Origin of the sequence: Microbacterium sp. 16-032, assembly GCF_041079455.1 — a bacterium.
GTDB lineage: Bacteria > Actinomycetota > Actinomycetes > Actinomycetales > Microbacteriaceae > Microbacterium > Microbacterium testaceum_A.
Map to the genome: position 1 here is coordinate 34,568 of NZ_JBFYGQ010000002.1, position 17,559 is coordinate 52,126.

General features: G+C 70.9%; 27 protein-coding genes. 14 read left to right on the plus strand and 13 right to left on the minus strand.

The window, feature by feature from the left end:
* The first annotated feature begins 1 nt into the window (after position 1).
* Positions 2-595, plus strand: a complete 594-nt coding sequence (locus tag AB6V31_RS03750; protein ID WP_369364176.1) for a hypothetical protein — start codon at positions 2-4, stop codon at positions 593-595.
* Between the two features lie 10 nt (positions 596-605).
* Here the strand turns inward: AB6V31_RS03750 and AB6V31_RS03755 are convergent, their stop codons facing one another.
* Positions 606-860 carry a hypothetical protein gene (locus tag AB6V31_RS03755; protein ID WP_143017795.1) on the minus strand — a complete coding sequence of 85 codons (255 nt, stop codon included), beginning with the start codon at positions 858-860 and terminating at the stop codon, positions 606-608.
* A gap of 184 nt (positions 861-1,044) precedes the next feature.
* On the opposite strand from AB6V31_RS03755, the gene AB6V31_RS03760 reads away from it, so the two are divergent.
* A complete protein-coding gene (locus AB6V31_RS03760) occupies positions 1,045-1,260 on the plus strand; it encodes a DUF2945 domain-containing protein (protein WP_154095812.1) in 216 nt (71 codons plus the stop codon).
* An 82-nt stretch (positions 1,261-1,342) separates the two neighbouring features.
* On the opposite strand, the gene AB6V31_RS03765 is transcribed toward AB6V31_RS03760, so the two are convergent.
* Both AB6V31_RS03765 and AB6V31_RS03770 read right to left on the minus strand, forming a co-directional pair.
* On the minus strand, positions 1,343-2,785 hold the full coding sequence (locus AB6V31_RS03765) for a cryptochrome/photolyase family protein (protein WP_369364178.1): 1,443 nt from the start codon (positions 2,783-2,785) through the stop codon (positions 1,343-1,345).
* Positions 2,782-2,937 (minus strand): DUF2256 domain-containing protein, encoded by a 156-nt coding sequence (locus tag AB6V31_RS03770; RefSeq protein ID WP_074694350.1) that lies wholly within the window; start codon positions 2,935-2,937, stop codon positions 2,782-2,784. Before AB6V31_RS03770 ends, AB6V31_RS03765 begins: the two co-directional genes overlap by 4 nt.
* A gap of 112 nt (positions 2,938-3,049) precedes the next feature.
* Here AB6V31_RS03770 and AB6V31_RS03775 point away from each other — a divergent pair, with 112 nt between their 5' ends.
* The gene (locus AB6V31_RS03775) at positions 3,050-3,181 is read left to right on the plus strand and encodes a hypothetical protein (protein WP_369364181.1); all 132 of its coding nucleotides are present in this window, start codon (positions 3,050-3,052) and stop codon (positions 3,179-3,181) included.
* 38 nt (positions 3,182-3,219) lie between these two features.
* Here AB6V31_RS03775 and AB6V31_RS03780 read toward each other — a convergent pair whose 3' ends face one another.
* Both AB6V31_RS03780 and AB6V31_RS03785 read right to left on the minus strand, forming a co-directional pair.
* On the minus strand, positions 3,220-3,711 hold the full coding sequence (locus AB6V31_RS03780) for a pyridoxamine 5'-phosphate oxidase family protein (protein ID WP_056227897.1): 492 nt from the start codon (positions 3,709-3,711) through the stop codon (positions 3,220-3,222).
* A 54-nt stretch (positions 3,712-3,765) separates the two neighbouring features.
* A complete protein-coding gene (locus AB6V31_RS03785) occupies positions 3,766-4,125 on the minus strand; it encodes a biopolymer transporter Tol (protein ID WP_369364183.1) in 360 nt (119 codons plus the stop codon).
* Between the two features lie 530 nt (positions 4,126-4,655).
* Here AB6V31_RS03785 and AB6V31_RS03790 point away from each other — a divergent pair.
* Both AB6V31_RS03790 and AB6V31_RS03795 read left to right on the plus strand, forming a co-directional pair.
* Positions 4,656-4,859, plus strand: coding sequence for a cold-shock protein (locus AB6V31_RS03790; protein WP_013583139.1), 204 nt, complete (start codon positions 4,656-4,658; stop codon positions 4,857-4,859).
* A gap of 204 nt (positions 4,860-5,063) precedes the next feature.
* Positions 5,064-6,179 carry a fatty acid desaturase gene (locus AB6V31_RS03795; protein WP_369364626.1) on the plus strand — a complete coding sequence of 372 codons (1,116 nt, stop codon included), beginning with the start codon at positions 5,064-5,066 and terminating at the stop codon, positions 6,177-6,179.
* Positions 6,180-6,227: 48 nt separating this feature from the next.
* On the opposite strand, the gene AB6V31_RS03800 is transcribed toward AB6V31_RS03795, so the two are convergent.
* Positions 6,228-6,833, minus strand: coding sequence for a M15 family metallopeptidase (locus AB6V31_RS03800; protein ID WP_369364184.1), 606 nt, complete (start codon positions 6,831-6,833; stop codon positions 6,228-6,230).
* A gap of 83 nt (positions 6,834-6,916) precedes the next feature.
* The gene (locus tag AB6V31_RS03805) at positions 6,917-7,420 is read right to left on the minus strand and encodes a metallophosphoesterase (RefSeq protein ID WP_369364185.1); all 504 of its coding nucleotides are present in this window, start codon (positions 7,418-7,420) and stop codon (positions 6,917-6,919) included.
* 78 nt (positions 7,421-7,498) lie between these two features.
* Here AB6V31_RS03805 and AB6V31_RS03810 point away from each other — a divergent pair, with 78 nt between their 5' ends.
* On the plus strand, positions 7,499-8,167 hold the full coding sequence (locus tag AB6V31_RS03810) for a response regulator transcription factor (RefSeq protein WP_056227880.1): 669 nt from the start codon (positions 7,499-7,501) through the stop codon (positions 8,165-8,167).
* Positions 8,160-9,236, plus strand: a complete 1,077-nt coding sequence (locus AB6V31_RS03815) for an ATP-binding protein (protein WP_369364187.1) — start codon at positions 8,160-8,162, stop codon at positions 9,234-9,236. Before AB6V31_RS03810 ends, AB6V31_RS03815 begins: the two co-directional genes overlap by 8 nt.
* A gap of 8 nt (positions 9,237-9,244) precedes the next feature.
* On the opposite strand, the gene AB6V31_RS03820 is transcribed toward AB6V31_RS03815, so the two are convergent.
* Positions 9,245-9,682 carry a VanZ family protein gene (locus tag AB6V31_RS03820; protein WP_162234500.1) on the minus strand — a complete coding sequence of 146 codons (438 nt, stop codon included), beginning with the start codon at positions 9,680-9,682 and terminating at the stop codon, positions 9,245-9,247.
* 111 nt (positions 9,683-9,793) lie between these two features.
* On the opposite strand from AB6V31_RS03820, the gene AB6V31_RS03825 reads away from it, so the two are divergent.
* Positions 9,794-10,177 carry a DUF3054 domain-containing protein gene (locus tag AB6V31_RS03825; RefSeq protein WP_369364189.1) on the plus strand — a complete coding sequence of 128 codons (384 nt, stop codon included), beginning with the start codon at positions 9,794-9,796 and terminating at the stop codon, positions 10,175-10,177.
* 54 nt (positions 10,178-10,231) lie between these two features.
* Here AB6V31_RS03825 and AB6V31_RS03830 read toward each other — a convergent pair whose 3' ends face one another.
* Positions 10,232-10,741 carry a glycine cleavage system protein R gene (locus AB6V31_RS03830; RefSeq protein ID WP_369364190.1) on the minus strand — a complete coding sequence of 170 codons (510 nt, stop codon included), beginning with the start codon at positions 10,739-10,741 and terminating at the stop codon, positions 10,232-10,234.
* Positions 10,742-10,802: 61 nt separating this feature from the next.
* Between AB6V31_RS03830 and AB6V31_RS03835 the strand changes: the two genes are divergently transcribed.
* Positions 10,803-11,081, plus strand: a complete 279-nt coding sequence (locus tag AB6V31_RS03835) for a DUF6412 domain-containing protein (protein WP_222121660.1) — start codon at positions 10,803-10,805, stop codon at positions 11,079-11,081.
* Between the two features lie 115 nt (positions 11,082-11,196).
* The gene (locus AB6V31_RS03840) at positions 11,197-11,928 is read left to right on the plus strand and encodes a YidC/Oxa1 family membrane protein insertase (protein ID WP_369364192.1); all 732 of its coding nucleotides are present in this window, start codon (positions 11,197-11,199) and stop codon (positions 11,926-11,928) included.
* Here the strand turns inward: AB6V31_RS03840 and AB6V31_RS03845 are convergent.
* The 3 genes from AB6V31_RS03845 to AB6V31_RS03855 form a co-directional block, all read right to left on the minus strand.
* Positions 11,864-13,165, minus strand: coding sequence for an MFS transporter (locus AB6V31_RS03845; RefSeq protein ID WP_369364193.1), 1,302 nt, complete (start codon positions 13,163-13,165; stop codon positions 11,864-11,866). The genes AB6V31_RS03840 and AB6V31_RS03845 overlap by 65 nt on opposite strands.
* Positions 13,166-13,299: 134 nt before the next feature.
* A complete protein-coding gene (locus AB6V31_RS03850) occupies positions 13,300-13,515 on the minus strand; it encodes an SCO4848 family membrane protein (RefSeq protein WP_056227864.1) in 216 nt (71 codons plus the stop codon).
* Between the two features lie 23 nt (positions 13,516-13,538).
* Positions 13,539-13,880, minus strand: a complete 342-nt coding sequence (locus AB6V31_RS03855; RefSeq protein WP_056227860.1) for a TraR/DksA C4-type zinc finger protein — start codon at positions 13,878-13,880, stop codon at positions 13,539-13,541.
* 52 nt (positions 13,881-13,932) lie between these two features.
* Here AB6V31_RS03855 and AB6V31_RS03860 point away from each other — a divergent pair, with 52 nt between their 5' ends.
* Positions 13,933-14,292 carry a DUF2834 domain-containing protein gene (locus AB6V31_RS03860; RefSeq protein ID WP_074694343.1) on the plus strand — a complete coding sequence of 120 codons (360 nt, stop codon included), beginning with the start codon at positions 13,933-13,935 and terminating at the stop codon, positions 14,290-14,292.
* A gap of 72 nt (positions 14,293-14,364) precedes the next feature.
* Here the strand turns inward: AB6V31_RS03860 and AB6V31_RS03865 are convergent, their stop codons facing one another.
* A complete protein-coding gene (locus tag AB6V31_RS03865) occupies positions 14,365-15,225 on the minus strand; it encodes an SDR family oxidoreductase (RefSeq protein ID WP_056227854.1) in 861 nt (286 codons plus the stop codon).
* A 93-nt stretch (positions 15,226-15,318) separates the two neighbouring features.
* Here AB6V31_RS03865 and AB6V31_RS03870 point away from each other — a divergent pair, with 93 nt between their 5' ends.
* From AB6V31_RS03870 to AB6V31_RS03880, 3 genes are all read left to right on the plus strand, one after another.
* Positions 15,319-15,687, plus strand: coding sequence for a helix-turn-helix domain-containing protein (locus tag AB6V31_RS03870; protein WP_056227849.1), 369 nt, complete (start codon positions 15,319-15,321; stop codon positions 15,685-15,687).
* Positions 15,688-15,713: 26 nt separating this feature from the next.
* A complete protein-coding gene (locus AB6V31_RS03875) occupies positions 15,714-16,745 on the plus strand; it encodes an aromatic acid exporter family protein (RefSeq protein WP_369364197.1) in 1,032 nt (343 codons plus the stop codon).
* Positions 16,746-16,827: 82 nt separating this feature from the next.
* Positions 16,828-17,481: an LON peptidase substrate-binding domain-containing protein gene (locus tag AB6V31_RS03880; protein WP_369364198.1), complete on the plus strand. Its 654-nt coding sequence runs from the start codon at positions 16,828-16,830 to the stop codon at positions 17,479-17,481.
* Positions 17,482-17,559: the final 78 nt, after the last annotated feature.

Genomic DNA, 17,559 nt, shown 5'->3' on the forward strand with positions numbered 1-17,559 from the left:
GATGCCGATGATCCGGGCGATGTACGCCAACCTCAAGCGGCCGCCGCGCACCGTCACCGACTGGCTGACCGACGTCGTGCGGGCCGTGGCGATCGTCGTCGTCATCGTCTCGCTGTTCACCCTGCCGTTCACCGACTTCGCCGTGCTGTCGATGTCGCTGCCGGCGGTGATGCTCTCGCGCATGATCGGCCTGCGCTCGGGCCTCGACCTCGTCACGTGCGTCACCGTGTTTGTCGCGGCCGGCAGCAACGTCATCGACCTGTACCGCGCGTGGACCGGGTGGGACCTGATCGTCCACGCCGTGTGCACCGGCGTGCTCGCCGCGGTCGCCCTGGTGCTTCTCGACGACGCGCGCGTGATCGAACCGACCGGCCGACGCCGGACGCCCATCGTCGTCGCCACCATGGCGGGCCTCGCGCTGAGCGCCGTGTGGGAGATGATCGAGTGGTTCGGCTACCGCTTCATCACCGACGCGATCTTCGTGACCTACGACGACACGATCGGCGACATGATCGCGGGAGGCGCGGGCGCGCTGCTGCTGGGCGTCGTGGCATCCCGGTTCCGCCTGACCCGCGAGGATCGCGCGGCACTATAGGCGTCGGACCTCAGCGCCGGCGCGGCTCGCGCTCCGGCCCCGTCGTGACCGCGATGACGACTCCGCCGATGACGAGCGCGAGAGCGAGCAGCCCCACGAGACCCGGGAGGACAATCGTCGGGGCGTCAGGGCCCGCGCCGGCGTCGTCGATGAACGGGCCGATCTCGTCGAGCCACGTGCCGTAGGCCGTGCCCCACGCCACGAGCAGCCCGATCATCAGCACGCCGATGCCGGCCGTCGCCATTCCCCACACAGGTCCTCGCATGACGGCAGCATCTCAGACGGTCGCACCGATCCTCGGCATCCGGATGCCGTTTCCGCGCACCCCCGCCGCATCTCCGTCACGCGCGACACGCGGACCGGCGACGTCCCGTCCGCCGCCTGTCAATCCCCCGATGCGCGCTCGGGCCGCTCGACACCATGAACCCACATCAACGGAAGGAAGCGTCATGTCGAAGGATCTGTCGAAGGGCGACCGCGTCAGCTGGGACACCCCGCAGGGCCGCACCCAGGGTGAGGTCGTGGAGAAGAAGACGAAGGACTTCCAGCACGACGGTCAGAAGTTCACGGCATCCGACGACGACCCGGCCTACATCGTGAAGTCGGAGAAGACCGATGCCACCGCCGCGCACAAGGGCTCGGCGCTGAACAAGCTCAAGAGCTGACCGGGGTCGCGGGGCCCCTCGACCGCGGTCGCGGGGCCTCCTGACCGAGGTCCCCGAGCCTGTCGGGGGGACCGCAGCCCGCTCATTCCCCCTTCGCGTCGCGCCGCTTGCGCATCTGCGCCAACGCGAGGCCCAGCCGGTGGTTTCCGGACAGCACGTCCTCGTGTCGCTCGAGAAATTCCCAGTACGCGTCGGTGAAGACCGAGTCCTTGGCCTCCTGCGCCGAGGGCCACCACGACCCCATCCTCTGCAGGTAGGCCCCGCCCGAGACGTACGGCTTGGTCGCGACGAAGCCGCCGTCGGCGAACTGGCTCATGCCCATGACGTTGGGCACCATGACCCAGTCGTACGCGTCGACGAACAGCGCGAGGAACCAGTCGTTGACCTGCCGCGGTGCGTATCCCTGCAGCAGGAACCAGTTGCCGAGCACCATGAGGCGTTCGATGTGGTGCGCGTAGCCCCACTCGTGCACGCGTTCCAGCACCGTACGCACCGGGATCGGCAGGTCACTCGGCATCCGTTGCCCGGAGTACCAGTACTTCTCGATCCTCTTCTCGAGGTGCAGCGCGTTGACGTGCTCCAGCTTCGGGTGCGCCCGGTACATGCCGCGCATGTATTCGCGCCACCCGATCACCTGGCGGATGAACCCCTCGACGGATGCCAGGGGCGCGTCGGTCCGCGTGGCGGCGGCGACCACTTCTTCGACGGTGAGCAGCCCGATGTTCAGCATCGGCGAGATGATCGCGTGGAAAAGGAACGGCTCGTCGGCCTTCATCGCGTCTTCGTACCGGCCGAAGTCGTTGAGGCGTTCCGCGACGAAGACGTCGAGCCAGTCGCGGGAGTCCTCCGGCGTGACGGGCAGCCAGAAGTCGGCCGCTTTGCCGGGATGCTCGGGGTAGCGCTCGTCGACCTCGACGATGACGGCGCGGGTGATCTCGTCGTGCTCGAGCTGCGGCAGCGGCGGGATGTCGACGCCCTTCTTCGGCAGCGCCTTGCGATTGTCGGCGTCGAAGTTCCAGCGCCGCCCCGCCGGCTTCCCGCCGTCCATCAGGATGCCGGTGCGGCGCCGCTGCCAATGGTAGAAGTCCTCCATGAGCGGCGTCGGGTGCTCGGCGAACCAGGCGTCGACGTCGTCTTCGGGGGTCAGGAACAGCGCGTCCGAGAGCACGTCGGTCTCGACGTCGTGCGCCTGGCAGATGCGCGCGATGCGCTCGTCGACGGGGCGGTTGGGGTCGCTCATCCACGTCAACTCGGTGACGCGATGGGCCTTCAGCAGCTTTTCGAGCCCGGCCTTGAAGGTGAGGTCGTCGTCGAGGGTGATCCGGCGGACGGTCTTGCCCTCGGCCTCGAGACGCGCGGCGGTGTGCCGCATCGCCGAGACGAGCAGCACGATCTTGTGGCGGTGATACGGGAGCTTGGCGAAGCGGGGCGCCGACTCGATGAAGAAGAACTCCTCGATGCCGTCGTCGGAGTACGCGGGGTGCTCGGCGAACTGCTGCGTCGCGAGGATCAGTGCGGCCCTCACGCGTGGCGCCTCTGCTTCGCGGCGTTGGCGCGGCAGCCGCGCGAGCAGTAGAGCACCTGGTCCCACTGGTCGCGCCCGCTCCAGCGCTTGCGATCGGTGAAGGGCCGACCGCAGTAGGCGCAGGGCTTGGAGCGGACCTCGGGTCGTGACATGCCGTCATCGTCGCAAAGCGCGTACTCGGCATCTGGGGGCTTGCGCTGGCACGCTGCGCCGGTTCGCGCAAGGCCCGCGCGGCGGTCGACCGGGGCGTGGTCGGGTGGGGCCATGGACACGACACACGACCGCACGATTAACACCGCCGACGAGCCCGACGAGCTCGAAACCGCTGATGCGCCCGTCATCCCCGACACCACCGACGACGACGACACGCCCGTCGACAACCCCTCGGGCGGATGACCTCGCGGCGCGGCGCGACCGCGAGGTCCGCGCCGCGCTCAGTCGGTCAGGTCAAAGGTCTGCTTCTCACCGCCGCGGGGCCGGTCGCCGGTCACCTTCGAGGTGACGAGTGCGATGGCCGTGGCGAGGCGCCCGCCGGCGCTCCCCCAGTACTCGCCGGTGAGGGTCGAGACCTTCAGCAGGGTCACCCCGGGCGACTCGGGGCCGTCGGGGAACCACGCCTCGACGCTCGTCGACCACAGGTCCTTGAGCTTCGCGAGGTCGTCGACCACCTCGGCCTCGCCCGCGAGCGACAGCCACGTGCCGTCGGTGCTGAACGACAGGCCCACCTTCGGGTCGCGCCGCACGTGCTCGACGGCGGATGCGTGCGTGCCGACGATGAACCAGAGGTCGCCGTCCGACTCCTTCTCCTGCACGGTCAGCGGGTGCGCGTGCAGCGCCCCGTCTTCGGCGCGGGTGGTGACCATCGCGAAGCGGAACTTCTTGAGCAGATCGTTGAGCGTCTCGAGCTCGGTGGCGGTGGATGACATGGGGGCTCCCCTCGGTTCGTGAGCCCCCAGCCCATCCCCTGGCTACGCCTCGCGCTACGTGTTGACGTCGGGGGAATCGTCTGCTCTCGGCGGGGCGAGGGCGTCGAGCTCGGCGAGGGCCTCCTCGGCCCGGTGCGCCCGCGCGGCGACCTCGTCGTCCCACCAGCGCGGCCCCCGCTCGCCCAGTCCGTGTTTCGCGAGCCCCACTCGGCGACGCGCGTCGGACACGGCGTCGTCTTCCCCCGCGCGTTTCGCCGTCCGCACGGCCGATCGGGCCCTCCCGAGGTGCGACCGCAATCGGTCGGCGAGGTCGTCCGGCAACGCCGGATCGGTGCGGCGCCACCGGCGCCCGTCGATCACGAGCCAGCGCTCGTCGTCGGTCGCGCCCCGATCGGAGGGAGGGTCGGATGCCATGCCCCCAGTGCACCGCACCCTCGGGCCCGCCGAAATCACCCGGGTGTCTCGCAGACATCCGTGCTAGCGTGAGGTTATTCGTTCTGGGACTTGCTTCATCGACGCCCGCCTCATCGCTGAGATGCCGGGCGCACGGCGCCGAGCCGTTTCCGACAGCAACCCCACCCCTCATCATCGTGTGCCTCGCTCGACGGCTTCGGTCCTCGCCTCGCACTCGCAGAAAGTTCTTGTGTCTCTGCTTCACCCTTCGCCGCTATCGTGGCGCCAGGCCGATCTCGACGTGTACGTCGCGACGGCCGGATCCGACTACGCCGGTTTCGTCGGCGCGGGAACCTCGGGCTTCGAAGCCCAGGGTCCCCTCGGCGAGAATCTCGGTGTCCACACGTCCGTCGGAGCGGCTCAGGCCGCCGTCGACGGGCATCGCGTACGCGCCACCACCACGGTGACGCGGCGTCCCCGTCCGCTCCGCACGCGTCGGAGCGGCGCCCACGGCCGCATCTGCGGCCCAACATGAATAAAGGAAGAACACGATGGCCACTGGCACCGTGAAATGGTTCAACTCCGAAAAGGGCTACGGCTTCATTGCTCCCGACGACGGCTCCGCCGACCTGTTCGCGCACTTCAGCGCGATCCAGGGCAACGGCTTCAAGGAGCTCACGGAAGCGCAGAAGGTCGAATTCGACGCTGAGCAGGGCCCCAAGGGCATGCAGGCGGCGAACATCCGCCCCCTCTAAGCTCCGCTTACCTCGGAAGCCGGGTACGTCGCCTCGCGACGACCCGGCTTTCGTCGTTTCCGAGACGATTCCGACGCCGGGATTTCCATTTCCCGAGAGGCTCCTGAACATCGCGTCGTATGCCGGGTTGTCCATACGGCGACCCGTAATGTGGGCGACAGCCCGGGTAGCCGCCCCGGTCCATCCCGATCCGAGGAGCAGAAAATCGCTTCCACCGTCGTCGAGTCCCGCCTCGGCCCCATCCGTCAGACGTACTCCGGTACGACCGAATTCCCCCCGATCACCAAGGCCTACACAGAGCTGTCTCAGGTCGTCCGCGAGAGCGGACTCCTCGTCCGCACGCCGGTGTTCTACGCCGTCGTCGCCGCCGCGATCGTGCTCGGTTTCGCCGGGTGCATCACCGGCTTCATCCTCCTCGGCGACAGCTGGTTCCAGCTGATCATCGCCGCGGTCCTCGGCATCCTGTTCACCCAGGTCGCTTTCCTCGCCCACGAGGCCGCGCACCGCCAGATCTTCGCGTCGGGCCCCGCCAACGATCGCCTCGGCCTGCTCATCGGCAACGGCATCGTCGGCATGAGCCGCTCGTGGTGGGCGTCGAAGCACACGCGTCACCACGCCAACCCCAACCGCGTCGACAAGGACCCCGACATCGAGATCGACACGATCTCGTTCCTCGACGTCGACGCGGCCAAGGCCCGCGGCATCCAGCGCTGGATCACCCAGCGTCAGGGGTACCTGTTCTTCCCGCTGCTGGCGTTCGAGGGGATCAACCTCTACGTGCTGGCCCTGCGCCACCTCTTCTCGCGCGAGCCCGTCAAGGGCCGCTGGGCAGAACTCGCCCTGCTGACGCTGCGCCACGCGCTCTTCATCGCGCCGATCTTCATCTTCTTGCCGATCGGTCTCGCCTTCGCGTTCTTCGGCGTCTCGGTTGCGGTCTTCGGGATCTACATGGGAGCGTCCTTCGCCCCCAACCACAAGGGCATGCCGATCATCGCGCCCGGTGCGAAGCTCGACTTCTTCAGCAAGCAGGTGCGCACCTCGCGCAACGTCTCGGGCGGCTGGTGGGCCACGTGGCTCATGGGCGGTCTGAACTACCAGATCGAGCACCACCTGTTCCCGAACATGCCGCGCCCGCACCTCAGCAAGGCCCGCGTGATCGTCCGCGAGCACTGCGAGACGCTGAACGTCCCGTACGTCGAGACGACCCTCTTCCAGTCGTACGGCATCGTCATCGCGTACCTCAACCGGGTCGGGCTCGCCGCCCGCGACCCCTTCGACTGCCCGCTGACCTCTCCCACCCGTCAGCTGAACGTCGAGTAGGCACTCGCACGACGGCGCCGCACCCGAAAGGGGCGGCGCCGTCGTCGTTCACCCCCGCGCATCGGGCTTCGGCTCCGGGCACTCTCCTCCGGCATCCGTCGCCTTCTCGAAGTGCCACCGCTCGTTGGCGTAGGTCTGGCACAGGCCCCATTCCCGCCCGTGCTCGATGATCCACAGCTGCGCGTCGAGCGAGCCGATGTCGACCGCTCGACCGGTGACGTGACTCGAGTCTTCGGGCGACGCGACGTACTCCCGCGCGAGCGCCTCGGAGCCGTACGTGCGAATGGCGTCGCCGAGCAGCCAGCGCTGGTACTCCTCGCTGCGCCATCCGCTGGTGACGTCGAAGACGACTCCGTCCGGCGCGGCAGCCGCCTGGGCGGAGCGAAGGGCCTCGCGCAAGTCTCCGTCGAGTCCTGTCATCGCCGGGTGCCGATCGTCGCTCACGGTGAGGGGCGCCTCCGCCGGGATCATCCCGTCGGCCTCCGTCGGAGAGAACGGCGCGTGCGCGGTCATCCCCGCCGTGAACGACGCCGCGGTGGTCATCGCGAGCAGAACGGCGACCACGGTGAGGACGACGGCCAGGACGGCCCCGATCGCGAGGACCGCGAGCCGACGGCGGGAAGGAGAATCGATACGGGATGCGGGAGAAGCCATGGCCCCAGTCGACTCGGGGCTGCGTTGTCACGGCGTATCACCCGCGCGATACGCCGGCGATACACCCCGCGACGTCTCGGCCGTCAGTCGCGTGACACCTCGTGCAGCAGCACGTCGCGCACCTCGCCGTCGTCGAGGGTCGCGGTCATCAGCGTGCACGCCGGCTGACGGCGGCGGTCGGTGGGCGAGCCGGGGTTGAGGAGGCGCAGGCCGTTCGGGGTCACGGTGTCCCACGGGATGTGGCTGTGCCCGAACACGAGCAGGTCGACGTCGGGGTAGGCGGCATCCATCCTCTTCTCGCGTCCGGTCGCGGGCCCCGTCTCGTGCACGACCGCGACGCGCACCCCGTCGATCTCGGCGCGGGCGACCTCGGGCAGGCGCGAGCGCAGGTCGTCGCCGTCGTTGTTGCCCCAGACGCCCAGCACCGGGCCGAGGGGCTCGAGTTCGTCGAGCACGCTCGCGCTCACCCAATCGCCCGCGTGGACGATCAGATCGACGTCGGATGCCGCCTCGCGCACCGCCGCGGGAAGGACGCGCGCCCGCTTCGGCACGTGCGTGTCGGCCACGAGGAGAAGTCGGGTCGCCATGCCCCCACGCTACCGACGCCGGTGGCGGTGGGCACCGCGCATACGTCCGCGATATCCGGCCCCGCCTACGATGACGGAATGCGCGTGTTGATCGTCGAGGACGAACCCTTCCTCGCCGAGGCCATCCGCGACGGGCTGCGGCTCGAGGCGATCGCGGCCGACATCGCCGGCGACGGCGACACCGCTCTCGAGGTGCTCGGTTACACCGCGTACGACGTGGTCGTGCTCGACCGCGACATTCCGGGCCCGGACGGCGACGAGATCGCCCGCCACCTCAGTGCGCAGCCCGCCGCCCCGCGCGTGCTCATGCTGACCGCCGCCGACGGTCTCGACGACAAGGCCGCCGGTTTCGAGAGCGGCGCCGACGACTACCTGACCAAGCCCTTCGTGCTGCGCGAGCTCGTGATGCGCCTGCACGCCCTGGCCCGCCGCCCCGCGGCCGCGACCCCGCCGGTGCTCGAGCAGCACGGCATCCGCCTCGATCCTTTCCGCCGCGAGGTGTTCCGTGACGGACGGTACGTGTCGCTGACCCGCAAGCAGTTCGCGGTGCTGCAGGTGCTCATGGGCGCGGCCGGCGGGGTGGTCAGCGCCGAAGACCTGCTCGAGCGGGCGTGGGACGAGAACGCCGACCCGTTCACGAACGCGGTGCGCATCACGATCTCGACGCTGCGCAAGCGTCTGGGCGAGCCGTGGCTCATTCAGACCGTCGCGGGAGTGGGCTATCGCATGGGTCCGGCCGATGCGTGAGCGCGCCCCGGGACTCTCGGTCCGCCTCAAGCTCACCCTGAGCTACGCGGCGTTCGTCGTGATCGTGGGGATCGCGGTGTTCGTCGTGGGGTTCCTCGTGCTGCGGTTCCTCCCCGAGGGCAACCTGTACTCCGAGAGCGGGTCGTTCACGCCCGGGCGCGGCGACCTCGTCGACGTGTTCGTCCGGTACGCGTGGTACGCCGTCCTCGCGTTGGCGATCGTGGGCCTCGGGGGCGGTTGGGTCGTGTCGGGACTCATGCTGCGCCCCCTTCACCGGATCACGGATGCCGCCCGCGCGGTGCGCGACGGCGATCTGGCGCACCGCGTCGATCTGCCGGGACCCCGCGACGAGCTCACCGACCTCGCCGACACCTTCGACGCGATGCTCGTGCGGATCGAGGAGACCCTGGAGGCACAGAAGCGCTTCGCCGCGAACGCCTCCCACGAGTTGCGCACCCCGCACGCGACGATGCGCACCCTCCTCGAGGTGGCCCGGGCCGACCCCGGGGGCGTCGATCTCGAGCGGCTGCTGCACCGGCTCGATCTCACGAACGAGCGCGCGATCCGTCTCACCGAGTCCCTGCTGGCCCTCGCCCGCTCGACGCGCGAGGGAGCGCTGTCACCCGAACCCACCGCGGTGGACGAGCTCGTCGCCACCGTGGTGTCCGAGGCGCGGGGCGACGCCGCGGGACTCGATCTGGATCTGATGGACGCCTCGGGTGGGGTGGCGCGCCTCGACGAGACCCTCGTCCGTCAGGCGGTGGCGAACCTCGTCCGCAACGCCCTCGTCCACAACATCGAGGGCGGCTGGGTGCGCCTCGCCGTGAGCGGCGAGGTCGACGAGGTGATCATCGACGTCGTCAACAGCGGAGACGACCTGTCGCGCGAGCTCGTCTCGACGCTCCCCGAGCCTTTCGTCCGCGGTGTCGGCCGCACGCGCGGACGCGCGGACGGCACCGGTCTGGGGCTCGCCATCGTCGCGTCGATCGCCCGCGCGCACCGCGGCCGGCTCGAACTGTGGCCCCGAGAGGGCGGCGGTCTGCACGCGCGCCTCCGCCTGCCCCGCTGACGCGCGGCTCAGCGCCGGGCCGCGCGCCCTCCGCGGGCGGCCACGCGCATCGCGATGACGACGACCGTTCCGATCGCGGCGCCGATCGTGTTGGACAGCACGTCATCGGCATCCGGAACCCGACCGGGGATCCCGGCCTGGAGCACCTCGACCGCGAACGACACGAGGGCGCACAACGCGACGGATGCCGGCGCCCACCGCAGCGGGAGGAGCAGGGCGACCGCGGCGCCGAGGGGCACGAAGAAGGCGACGTTGAGAGCCACGTCGGCGCCCGCGCCGAAGACGAGGGCGCTCCACGACGGGGGAAGGTGGTCGAGCGCGTCGAGGACGAGGGTGCGGGCCGGCCACGCGATCGCCCGCGGCGCGAGCGTCAAGGCGACGACGGCGGCGAGCACCGCGCCCGCGGTGACGAGACGCGCGGGGGTGAGGACGGGACGAGCGGACACGGCAACCTCCGGGGTCGGAAGAGACCATCCCATCGCTCGGACGGTTGCCGCGGTGTCTCGGAACCGCGATACGCGGACGATACCCTCGCGTCGCCGCGAGAGAATGAGGTCGTGTCCCCCTCGCTGCGCTCCTCCCTCCCCGCCCTGATCGTCGACGTCGTGCTCGTCGTCGTCTTCGCCACGATCGGACGCGCTACCCACGACGGCGACGTCCTGGGTCCGTTCGGCTCGGGGCTGGCGACGACCGCGTGGCCCTTCGTCGTCGCGCTCCTCGTCGGCTGGCTCGTCGCGCGTGCGTGGCGTCGACCGACCGCCGTCGTCGCGACGGGGCTCCCGGTGTGGACGATCACCGTCGTGCTCGGGATGGTGCTGCGCGCGCTCAGCGGTCAGGGCATCGCGGTGGCGTTCGTCATCGTCGCGACCCTCACCCTCGCCCTGCTGCTGCTGGGATGGCGCGGGATCGCACGCGTCGCGACCCGGTCGCGCCGGGCCTGAACCCGGTCGAGATCGGCCCTGCGCCGATCGAGCCGCGGCCGCGCGCCGCCCGGGTCAGTCCGCGAGCGTGACGTCGACCTGGATCTCGGTGGCGAGACGCTCCAGACGCGCGACGAGATCGTCGACGGCGACGTCGGCCGCCACCGTCGCGGTGATGGAGGCCTCGAACAGACGACCGCCCGCCATCGCGGCATCCGTCGTCTGCGTCGACATCCGTTCGATGCTCGCGCCGTGCGCGCCGAGAGCCGCGGACACCTCGCGGACGATGCCGGGGCGATCGTTGCCGACGACGTCGAAGGTCACCGTGCGGCCCTCGGCGTCCGCCGAGCCCGCTCCGGCATGGACGGTGACGGTGAGGGTTCCGGCGAGGCCGTCGAGCGCCGCGCGCAGGTCGTCGGCATGCGCGGGCGTCACCGACACCTCGATGATCCCGGCGAAGGCACCCGCCAGCTCGGCGAGTTCGCTGTTCTCCCAGTTGCCGCCGTGGGCATCGACGATGTCGGCGACCGCGGACACGAGGCCCGCGCGGTCATCGCCGACGACGGTGAGGACGAGGGTGGTCATGCCGACAGCGTACCCACCGGAGCTTTGCTAGCGTGGGGACTCGACCGGAGGGGGTGAGAGCGTGATCGCATCGCTGATCGCGGCGCTCAACCTGCTCCTGGCCACCGCCGAGCTGGCGCTCACGCCCGGGGGGAGCGCCCCTCTTCTGGCCGTGGTGCTCGCCGCAGCCGTCGTGTTGACCGCGGTGATCGTGCTCGTCGTGGTCCCCGCTCTCGTCGCAGCCACGCCTCCGCCGTCGGCGCGTCCGATCGACCCCTCGGCATCCCTCTCCCAGAGCGATCCCGACGCCGCGGGGCACCCGCGCCCGCGAGCCCCGGGGTTCGCGATCCGCGTCGCGTAGCCCTCCCCGTCGCCCCGGCGACGGCTCGAGCGCGCAGCGACGCCGGTCGCCCGCGTGCTCTCGGCACGCCCCGCGACCGATCAGCCCGTGATCACTCGCTCTGATGGGATGCCCCGTGGACCTCTTCGCCTTTCCGCCCCTCGCTCTGCTGCTCGACCTCGCCACGCGAGCCCTGCTCGCCCTGACCTCGCTTCTCGAACCGCTCGCCGGCGGTCTCGCCGCCGCCCTCGCCGTCGTCGTCGTGACGCTCGCCGTGCGGGTGCTCCTCATTCCCGTGGGGGTGTCGCAGGCGCGGGCCGAGCAGACGCGCGCCCGCCTGGCCCCGCGCCTCCGGGCCCTGCAGGAGAGGTGGCGCAAGAACCCCGAACGCCTGCAACGCGAGACCCTGCAGCTGTACCGCGACGAGGGATCGTCTCCCTTCGCGGGGATGCTGCCCGTGCTCGCCCAGGCGCCCGTGGTCGGTCTGCTGTACGCCGTCTTCCTGCACGCCCAGGTCGGCGGACACGCCAACACCCTGCTCACGCACGACGTGTTCGGCGTCCCGCTCGGGCGGAGTCTCATCGGCGCCCTCACGACCGGAACGATGGATGCCGCCACCCTCGCCGTCTTCGGCACGCTCGTCGTCGTGATCGCCGGGGTGGCCGAACTCACGCGTCGACTCCTGCGACCCGCGGTCGGCCCGTCGGCTCCCGCGTGGACGACGGGGATGCTCGGCGTCCTGCAGTTCACGACGGCGGTGGTCGCGCTGTTCGTCCCGCTCGCGGCGGGGCTCTATCTCACCATCACGACCGCGTGGACGCTGGGCCAGCGCCTGCTGCTGCGGCGGCGCTACCCCCTGCCGCGCTGAGTCCGGCCCCGGCGGACGCCCGGTCCCACCGCGGGGCGGCCGCGGCGTTCACCGCCGCCATGGCGAGGACGAGCAGCGCCGCGCCCGCGGGGAAGAGCATCGCCGTGGCGACTGAGACGTTCTCGGCCACGGCGCCGGTCACCGCCGACGACAGCGCCTGCGCCAGGGTGAGGGCCGAGGCGAGGATCGTCATGGTCGACGCCGTGCGCCCGCGCGGCGCGCGGTGGCCGGCGAGGCTGAACAGCGTGACGAGGGCGGGCCCCACCCCGATGCCCATGAGGCACAGGACCAGGGTCACCGTCGAGACGGATCCGCCGACCGAGTAGGCACCGGCCGAGGCCGTGAGCACGCTCGCGAAGAGCACGAGCCGCCACCGCAGCGCGAAGCGCTCGGGGACCAGGGCCACGGCGAGGGCCAGCACCGCCGAGCCCACCCCCATCACGCCGTAGAGCAAGGCTCCCGCCTCGGGCGCCCCCTGCGCCTCCATGAAGGCGGTCAGCGAGGTGAGAGTGGAGCCGAAGAACAGCCCGACGCCCAACACGGCCGCCACGAGCACGAGCATGCGCGGGTGCAGCAGCTCGCGGAACGGCGCCATCGCGGTGCGTTCGGACCGCTCGGGCACGGCTCGACCGGTGGGATGCAAAGCGAAGGCGGTGACGAAGACGAAGCTGAGGAGGGCCGCACCGATGATCGGCGCCCACGGGGCGATCAACGCCGCCAGGATGCCGACGACGAACGGGCCGATCACGAACGCCGTCTCGTCGGCCGCGGACTCGTAGGCCATCGCCCGCGAGAAGGTGCGGTCGCGCCGCTCGGGGTGCACGCGCGCGCCGATCAGCGCCATCACGCGGCTGCGCGACATCGCCGCGGTCTGCGGTCCGGTCACACCGATCGCCACGGCCGCCCCGAGCAGCAGGGCATCCGACGTCGCGAAGCCCACCACGAGGGGGAAGATCGCCAACAGGATGCCGTTGGCCACCCCCACCGGCACGAGCACGCGCCGTTGCCCGTAGCGGTCGGCGAGATCGCCCAGCACCGGACCCGCGACGACGACGCCGAGCCCCACGGCCGCCGAGGTCAGACCGCCGAGGGCGACCGAGCCGCGCAGGGCGACGACGATCGCGAGGACCCCCACGGTCATCATCGCGAAGGGCAACCGCGCCACGAAGGCGATGGGGAAGTACCAGAAGCCGGTGTGATGGACGAGGGGCCGATGGTCGACGGCGGGCGCAGTCATGAAGCGGGTCTCCAGAGAGGGGGCGATGGAACGTGCCGCCTTGCCGGACCGGTAGGTAGTTGCACAGAGTGCGGCGGGAAATCCCGCACCCGCAGTCTACCGCGGGCACCTCACGAGCGCCTGGGTGCGCAGGATCAGCCCACCAGGGCGGCGATCGCGGCGATGGCCGACGCGAGCGCGAGCACCAGAGCGAGGGCGATGAGCACGGTGTGGACGATGAGGAACGGCGTGGGCTTGCCCTCGGCGGTCCTCGCCCGCTGGTCCTTCGCGACCCGCACAAAGAAGCGCGGCCAGACGACGACGTTGAAGACGGCGTTGGCGAACAGCAGCGCGATGAGGACGGGTTCCATGCCTCGAGCCTAAGCGCCGCGGCTCACGCGGCGCACGAGATGCACCGCCGCGCGAAGGGCAGGACCTCGAGACGGGCGTCGGCGATCGGCCGGCCGCAGTTCTCGCACGTGCCGAAGGTGCCGGATGCCACCCGCTCGCGCGCCGCGGAGATCTCGGCGCTCTCGGCCTCGGCTCCCCGTCGCAGCGCGTCGACCTGCGCCCACTCCCCCGACAGCGTCGACCCCTCGGGGTCGTGTTCGTCGTCGGCGGTGGCGTCGGCGCGGTCGTGCCGCAGGCTCGCTTCGTCGTCGAGCAGGCGCGTCAAACGGTGCGCGACCTCGCGTTCGCGGTCATCGAGCATGCGCATCGCGGTGTCGGCATCCATCCTTCGACGCTATCCCCCGCCACCGACACGAGGGCTGCGGGATGATCGGCTCATGAGCGAACTCCGACGACACTGGACCCCCACCGCCGTGGCCTTTCTCGTGCTGGCCGTCGCCGGCCTCGTGGGCACCTGGACCTTCAACGTGTTCGCGATCGTGCAGATGCGGGACTTCATCGGCGATCTCGTCTCGGGGGGACCGGCGGTGTCGTCGATCACCGTGGATCTGATGGTCGTCGCGATCGCGGGCAGCATCTTCATCATCGTCGAGGGGCGACGCCTCGGCATGCGCTTCGCGTGGCTGTACATCGTGCTGTCGGGGGTGACCGCCTTCGCCTTCACGTTCCCGCTGTTCCTGGCGATGCGCCAGCGGCGGCTGACCGCACGCCGGTCCTCCCCCGACAGCCCCGCGTGAGTCGCCACGATGCGTCGCTTCGCGGGCGTCCGAAGCGACGGGGCATGGCGACTCACGCCGAGAGGAAAGAGGTCAGCGCGCGGCCAGGCCCTGACGCAGTCCTTCGACGAGCGGCGTGGTGGGACGGCCGATGAGGCGAGACAACGACCCGTCGGTCTGCTCGAGCGCGCCGCGGGCGATCGCGTCGTCGATTCCGGCCACGAACGCCGCCGTGCCGGCATCCAGTCCCGCCGCCTGCAGCCCCTCGGTCAGCTGCTCCACCGACACGCGGGTGTAGGTCACCGGACGACCGAGCACCTCGCTCGCCGCGGCGGCGAGCTCGTCGTAGGTCCACGCGACGTCGCCGCCGATCTCGACGGTCCGGCCGGCCAGCTCGTCGGTGGTGAGGGCGACCGCGGCCGCCTCCGCGTAGTCGCGGCGGCTCGCGCTGGCGACGCGCGCGTCACCGGTCGCCGCCACGATCTCTCCGGTGTCGGCCGCGCGGGCGACGGTGTCGAGGTAGTTCTCGGTGTACCAGTTGTTGCGGAGGATGGTGGCGCTCACCCCCGACGCGGCGATGGCCTGCTCGGTGGCCTTGTGGTCGGCGCCGAGGCTGTAGTCGATGACGTCGTTGCGCGGGGCGCTCGTGTAGACGAGACGCTCCACTCCGGCGGCGCGGATCGCGTCGATCGCCGCGCGGTGCTCGGCGACGCGGTCGGGACCGTTGCCCGAGATCAGCACGACGCGCGTCACACCGTCGAGGGCGGCGGAGATCGTCTCGGGACGCGCGTAGTCGAGCTGGGCGACGCGGACCCCGCGGGCGGCGAGGTCGTCGACCTTGGCGGGCGTGCGCGCACCCGCGACGATGCCAGATGCCGGCACGCCGCGCTCGAGGAGAGCGTCGACGACGAGGCGGCCGAGGTGGCCGGAGGCGGCGGTGACGAGGAAGGTCATGATGGAATCCTTTCGGTGGGTTCGTCGGGCTCAACGCCCCGCCGTCCATCGCATTCCGGAATGCCGGTACCCACTTTCTGGTTAGGTACTCACATGAGCGTCAGTCTTGCGTCGATCCGCGCCGAACACCCCGGACTTTTCGCCGACGGGTGCCCCACCCGCACGGTCCTCGATCACGTCATGGGCAAGTGGGGCATCCTCGTGCTGCTCGCCCTCTCGGACGGAACGCAGCGCTGGGGCGCCCTTCGACGCAACATCGACGGGATCAGCGAGAAGATGCTCGCGAGCACGCTCAAGACGCTCGAGGCCGACGGCCTCGTCGTGCGCACCGCCTACCCCGAGGTTCCCCCTCGCGTCGAGTACGCCCTCACCGATCGGGGGCGCGACCTCATGACGCACGTCATCCCCCTCATGGGATGGGTCGCCGAGAACGCCATCGCCATCGTCGGACCACGGGAGTAATCGTGCGCGTCCCCTCCGCTCGCGCCGTGCGCGACAGCCTCACCTTCCGCGCCCCGCGGCGCGTGCCGCTGCTGCAGGTCGCCAAGTCGGCCATCGCGATCGTCACCGCGTGGCTGCTGGCCGGGTGGCTCGTGCAGGGTCCGCCCCCGATCTTCGCCGCCATCGCCGCCCTGCTGGTGGTCCAGCCGAGCATCAACCAGTCGTTCACCCGCGCCGTCGAACGCAGTGTCGGCGTGATCGTCGGAGTGCTCATCGCGGCTCTTCTCGGGCTCGTGTTCGGCTCGCAACCCTGGGTCGCCCTGCTCTCGGCGGGCGTGGCGCTCGTCGTGGCGTGGGCGGCGCGGATCTCGGCCGGAGCCACCAACCAGATCGCGATCAGCGCCCTGCTCGTCCTCGCGCTCGGCACCGCGACCCCCAACTACGCCCTCGACCGCGTACTCGAGACCCTCATCGGCGCGGCCATCGGGATCGTCGTCAACGCGGTGCTGGTCCCCCCGGTGCTCGTCCCCGCCGCGCGGGCCAAGATCGACGTCCTCGGACGCGAGCTCGCCGCCGCCCTCGAGCGTCTGGCCGACGCCCTCGAGACCCCGCAGACTTCGGCGTCCCTCGAGGGGCTCCTCCTCGAGGCGCGCCTGCTCCGCCCGGTTCGGGATGCCGCGGCCGACGCGATCCGCGACGGCGCCGACTCGCTCGCCCTGAATCCCCGCAGCGGTCGTCACCGCACCGACCTGGCCGAGATGGACGCGCTCGTCGAACGGTTCAGCCCCGTCGTCACCCAGACGATCGGCATGACGCGTGCGGTCTACGACGGCTACGAGCAGACGATCGCCGACGAACCCGCCGTCCGGGCGATCGCCGAACAACTCCATCGCGCCGCCCACGACGTGCGATTGGCGTTCGCCCTCGACGCGGGCCCCGAGCGCGTCGTCGACGAAGAGCCGGCCCTCACCCGTCCCCTGCAGATCCGCACACCCTCGACGATGCACTGGGTGCTCGTGGGATCGCTTCTGATGGACCTGCACCGCGTGCACGAGACCCTGCGCGACGTCGAGGACTGACGCCGCCCGCTCGACCTGGGAACTCGCTCGCGGATCGCGCTCCCCCGACCCCGCAGGCCGTCGCCCCTGGTTGACTGAGGGCATGGGTACCGCGATGTTCCCCCTCGGAGCCGTCCTCTTCCCGCACACGCCTCTCGCGCTGCGGATCTTCGAGGAGCGCTACCTCGTCATGCTGGGGCGCCTCCTCGACGAGACGGACCCCGCGTTCGGCGTCGTCCTCATCGAACGCGGCAGCGAGACGGGCGGGGGCGATCAGCGCTTCCCCCTCGGCACCATGGCGCAGCTCAGCCACGTCGTGCCCCAGGCCGGCCAGATGCAGATCGTCGCGCGGGGCACGGAGAGATTCGAGATCGTCGAGTGGCTCGACGACGCCCCGTACCCGCGGGCGGACGTGCGGGCTCTTCCCGACCTCGAGTGGAACGACGCCCTTCTCCCGTTGCTCGAAGAGGCGGAGCGGATCGTGCGGCGCGTGCTCGGTCGCGCGCAGCAGTACGGCGGCACGAGGTGGGACCCCGAGGTGGAGCTCTCGGAGGAGCCGCTTCCTCGCGCGTGGCAGGTCGCGGCGATCGCTCCGCTCGGCGAACTCGACCAGATGGAGCTGCTGCGCTCGGTGACCCTCGGCGGTTTGTTGCGGGCGACCATCGACCTCACGCTCGCCGCCGAGCCCCTGCTCGGCGATCCCGTGCCCGACGGAGTGATCGTGGTCGAAGACGGAGAACCCGAAGACGACGGCTGACCCCGCGCCGTCCGAGCGCGCGATGGCGTGTCGGCGGAGCGGCTTTCGGCGCGGACGCCGAAGGGGCGCCGCAGCCCG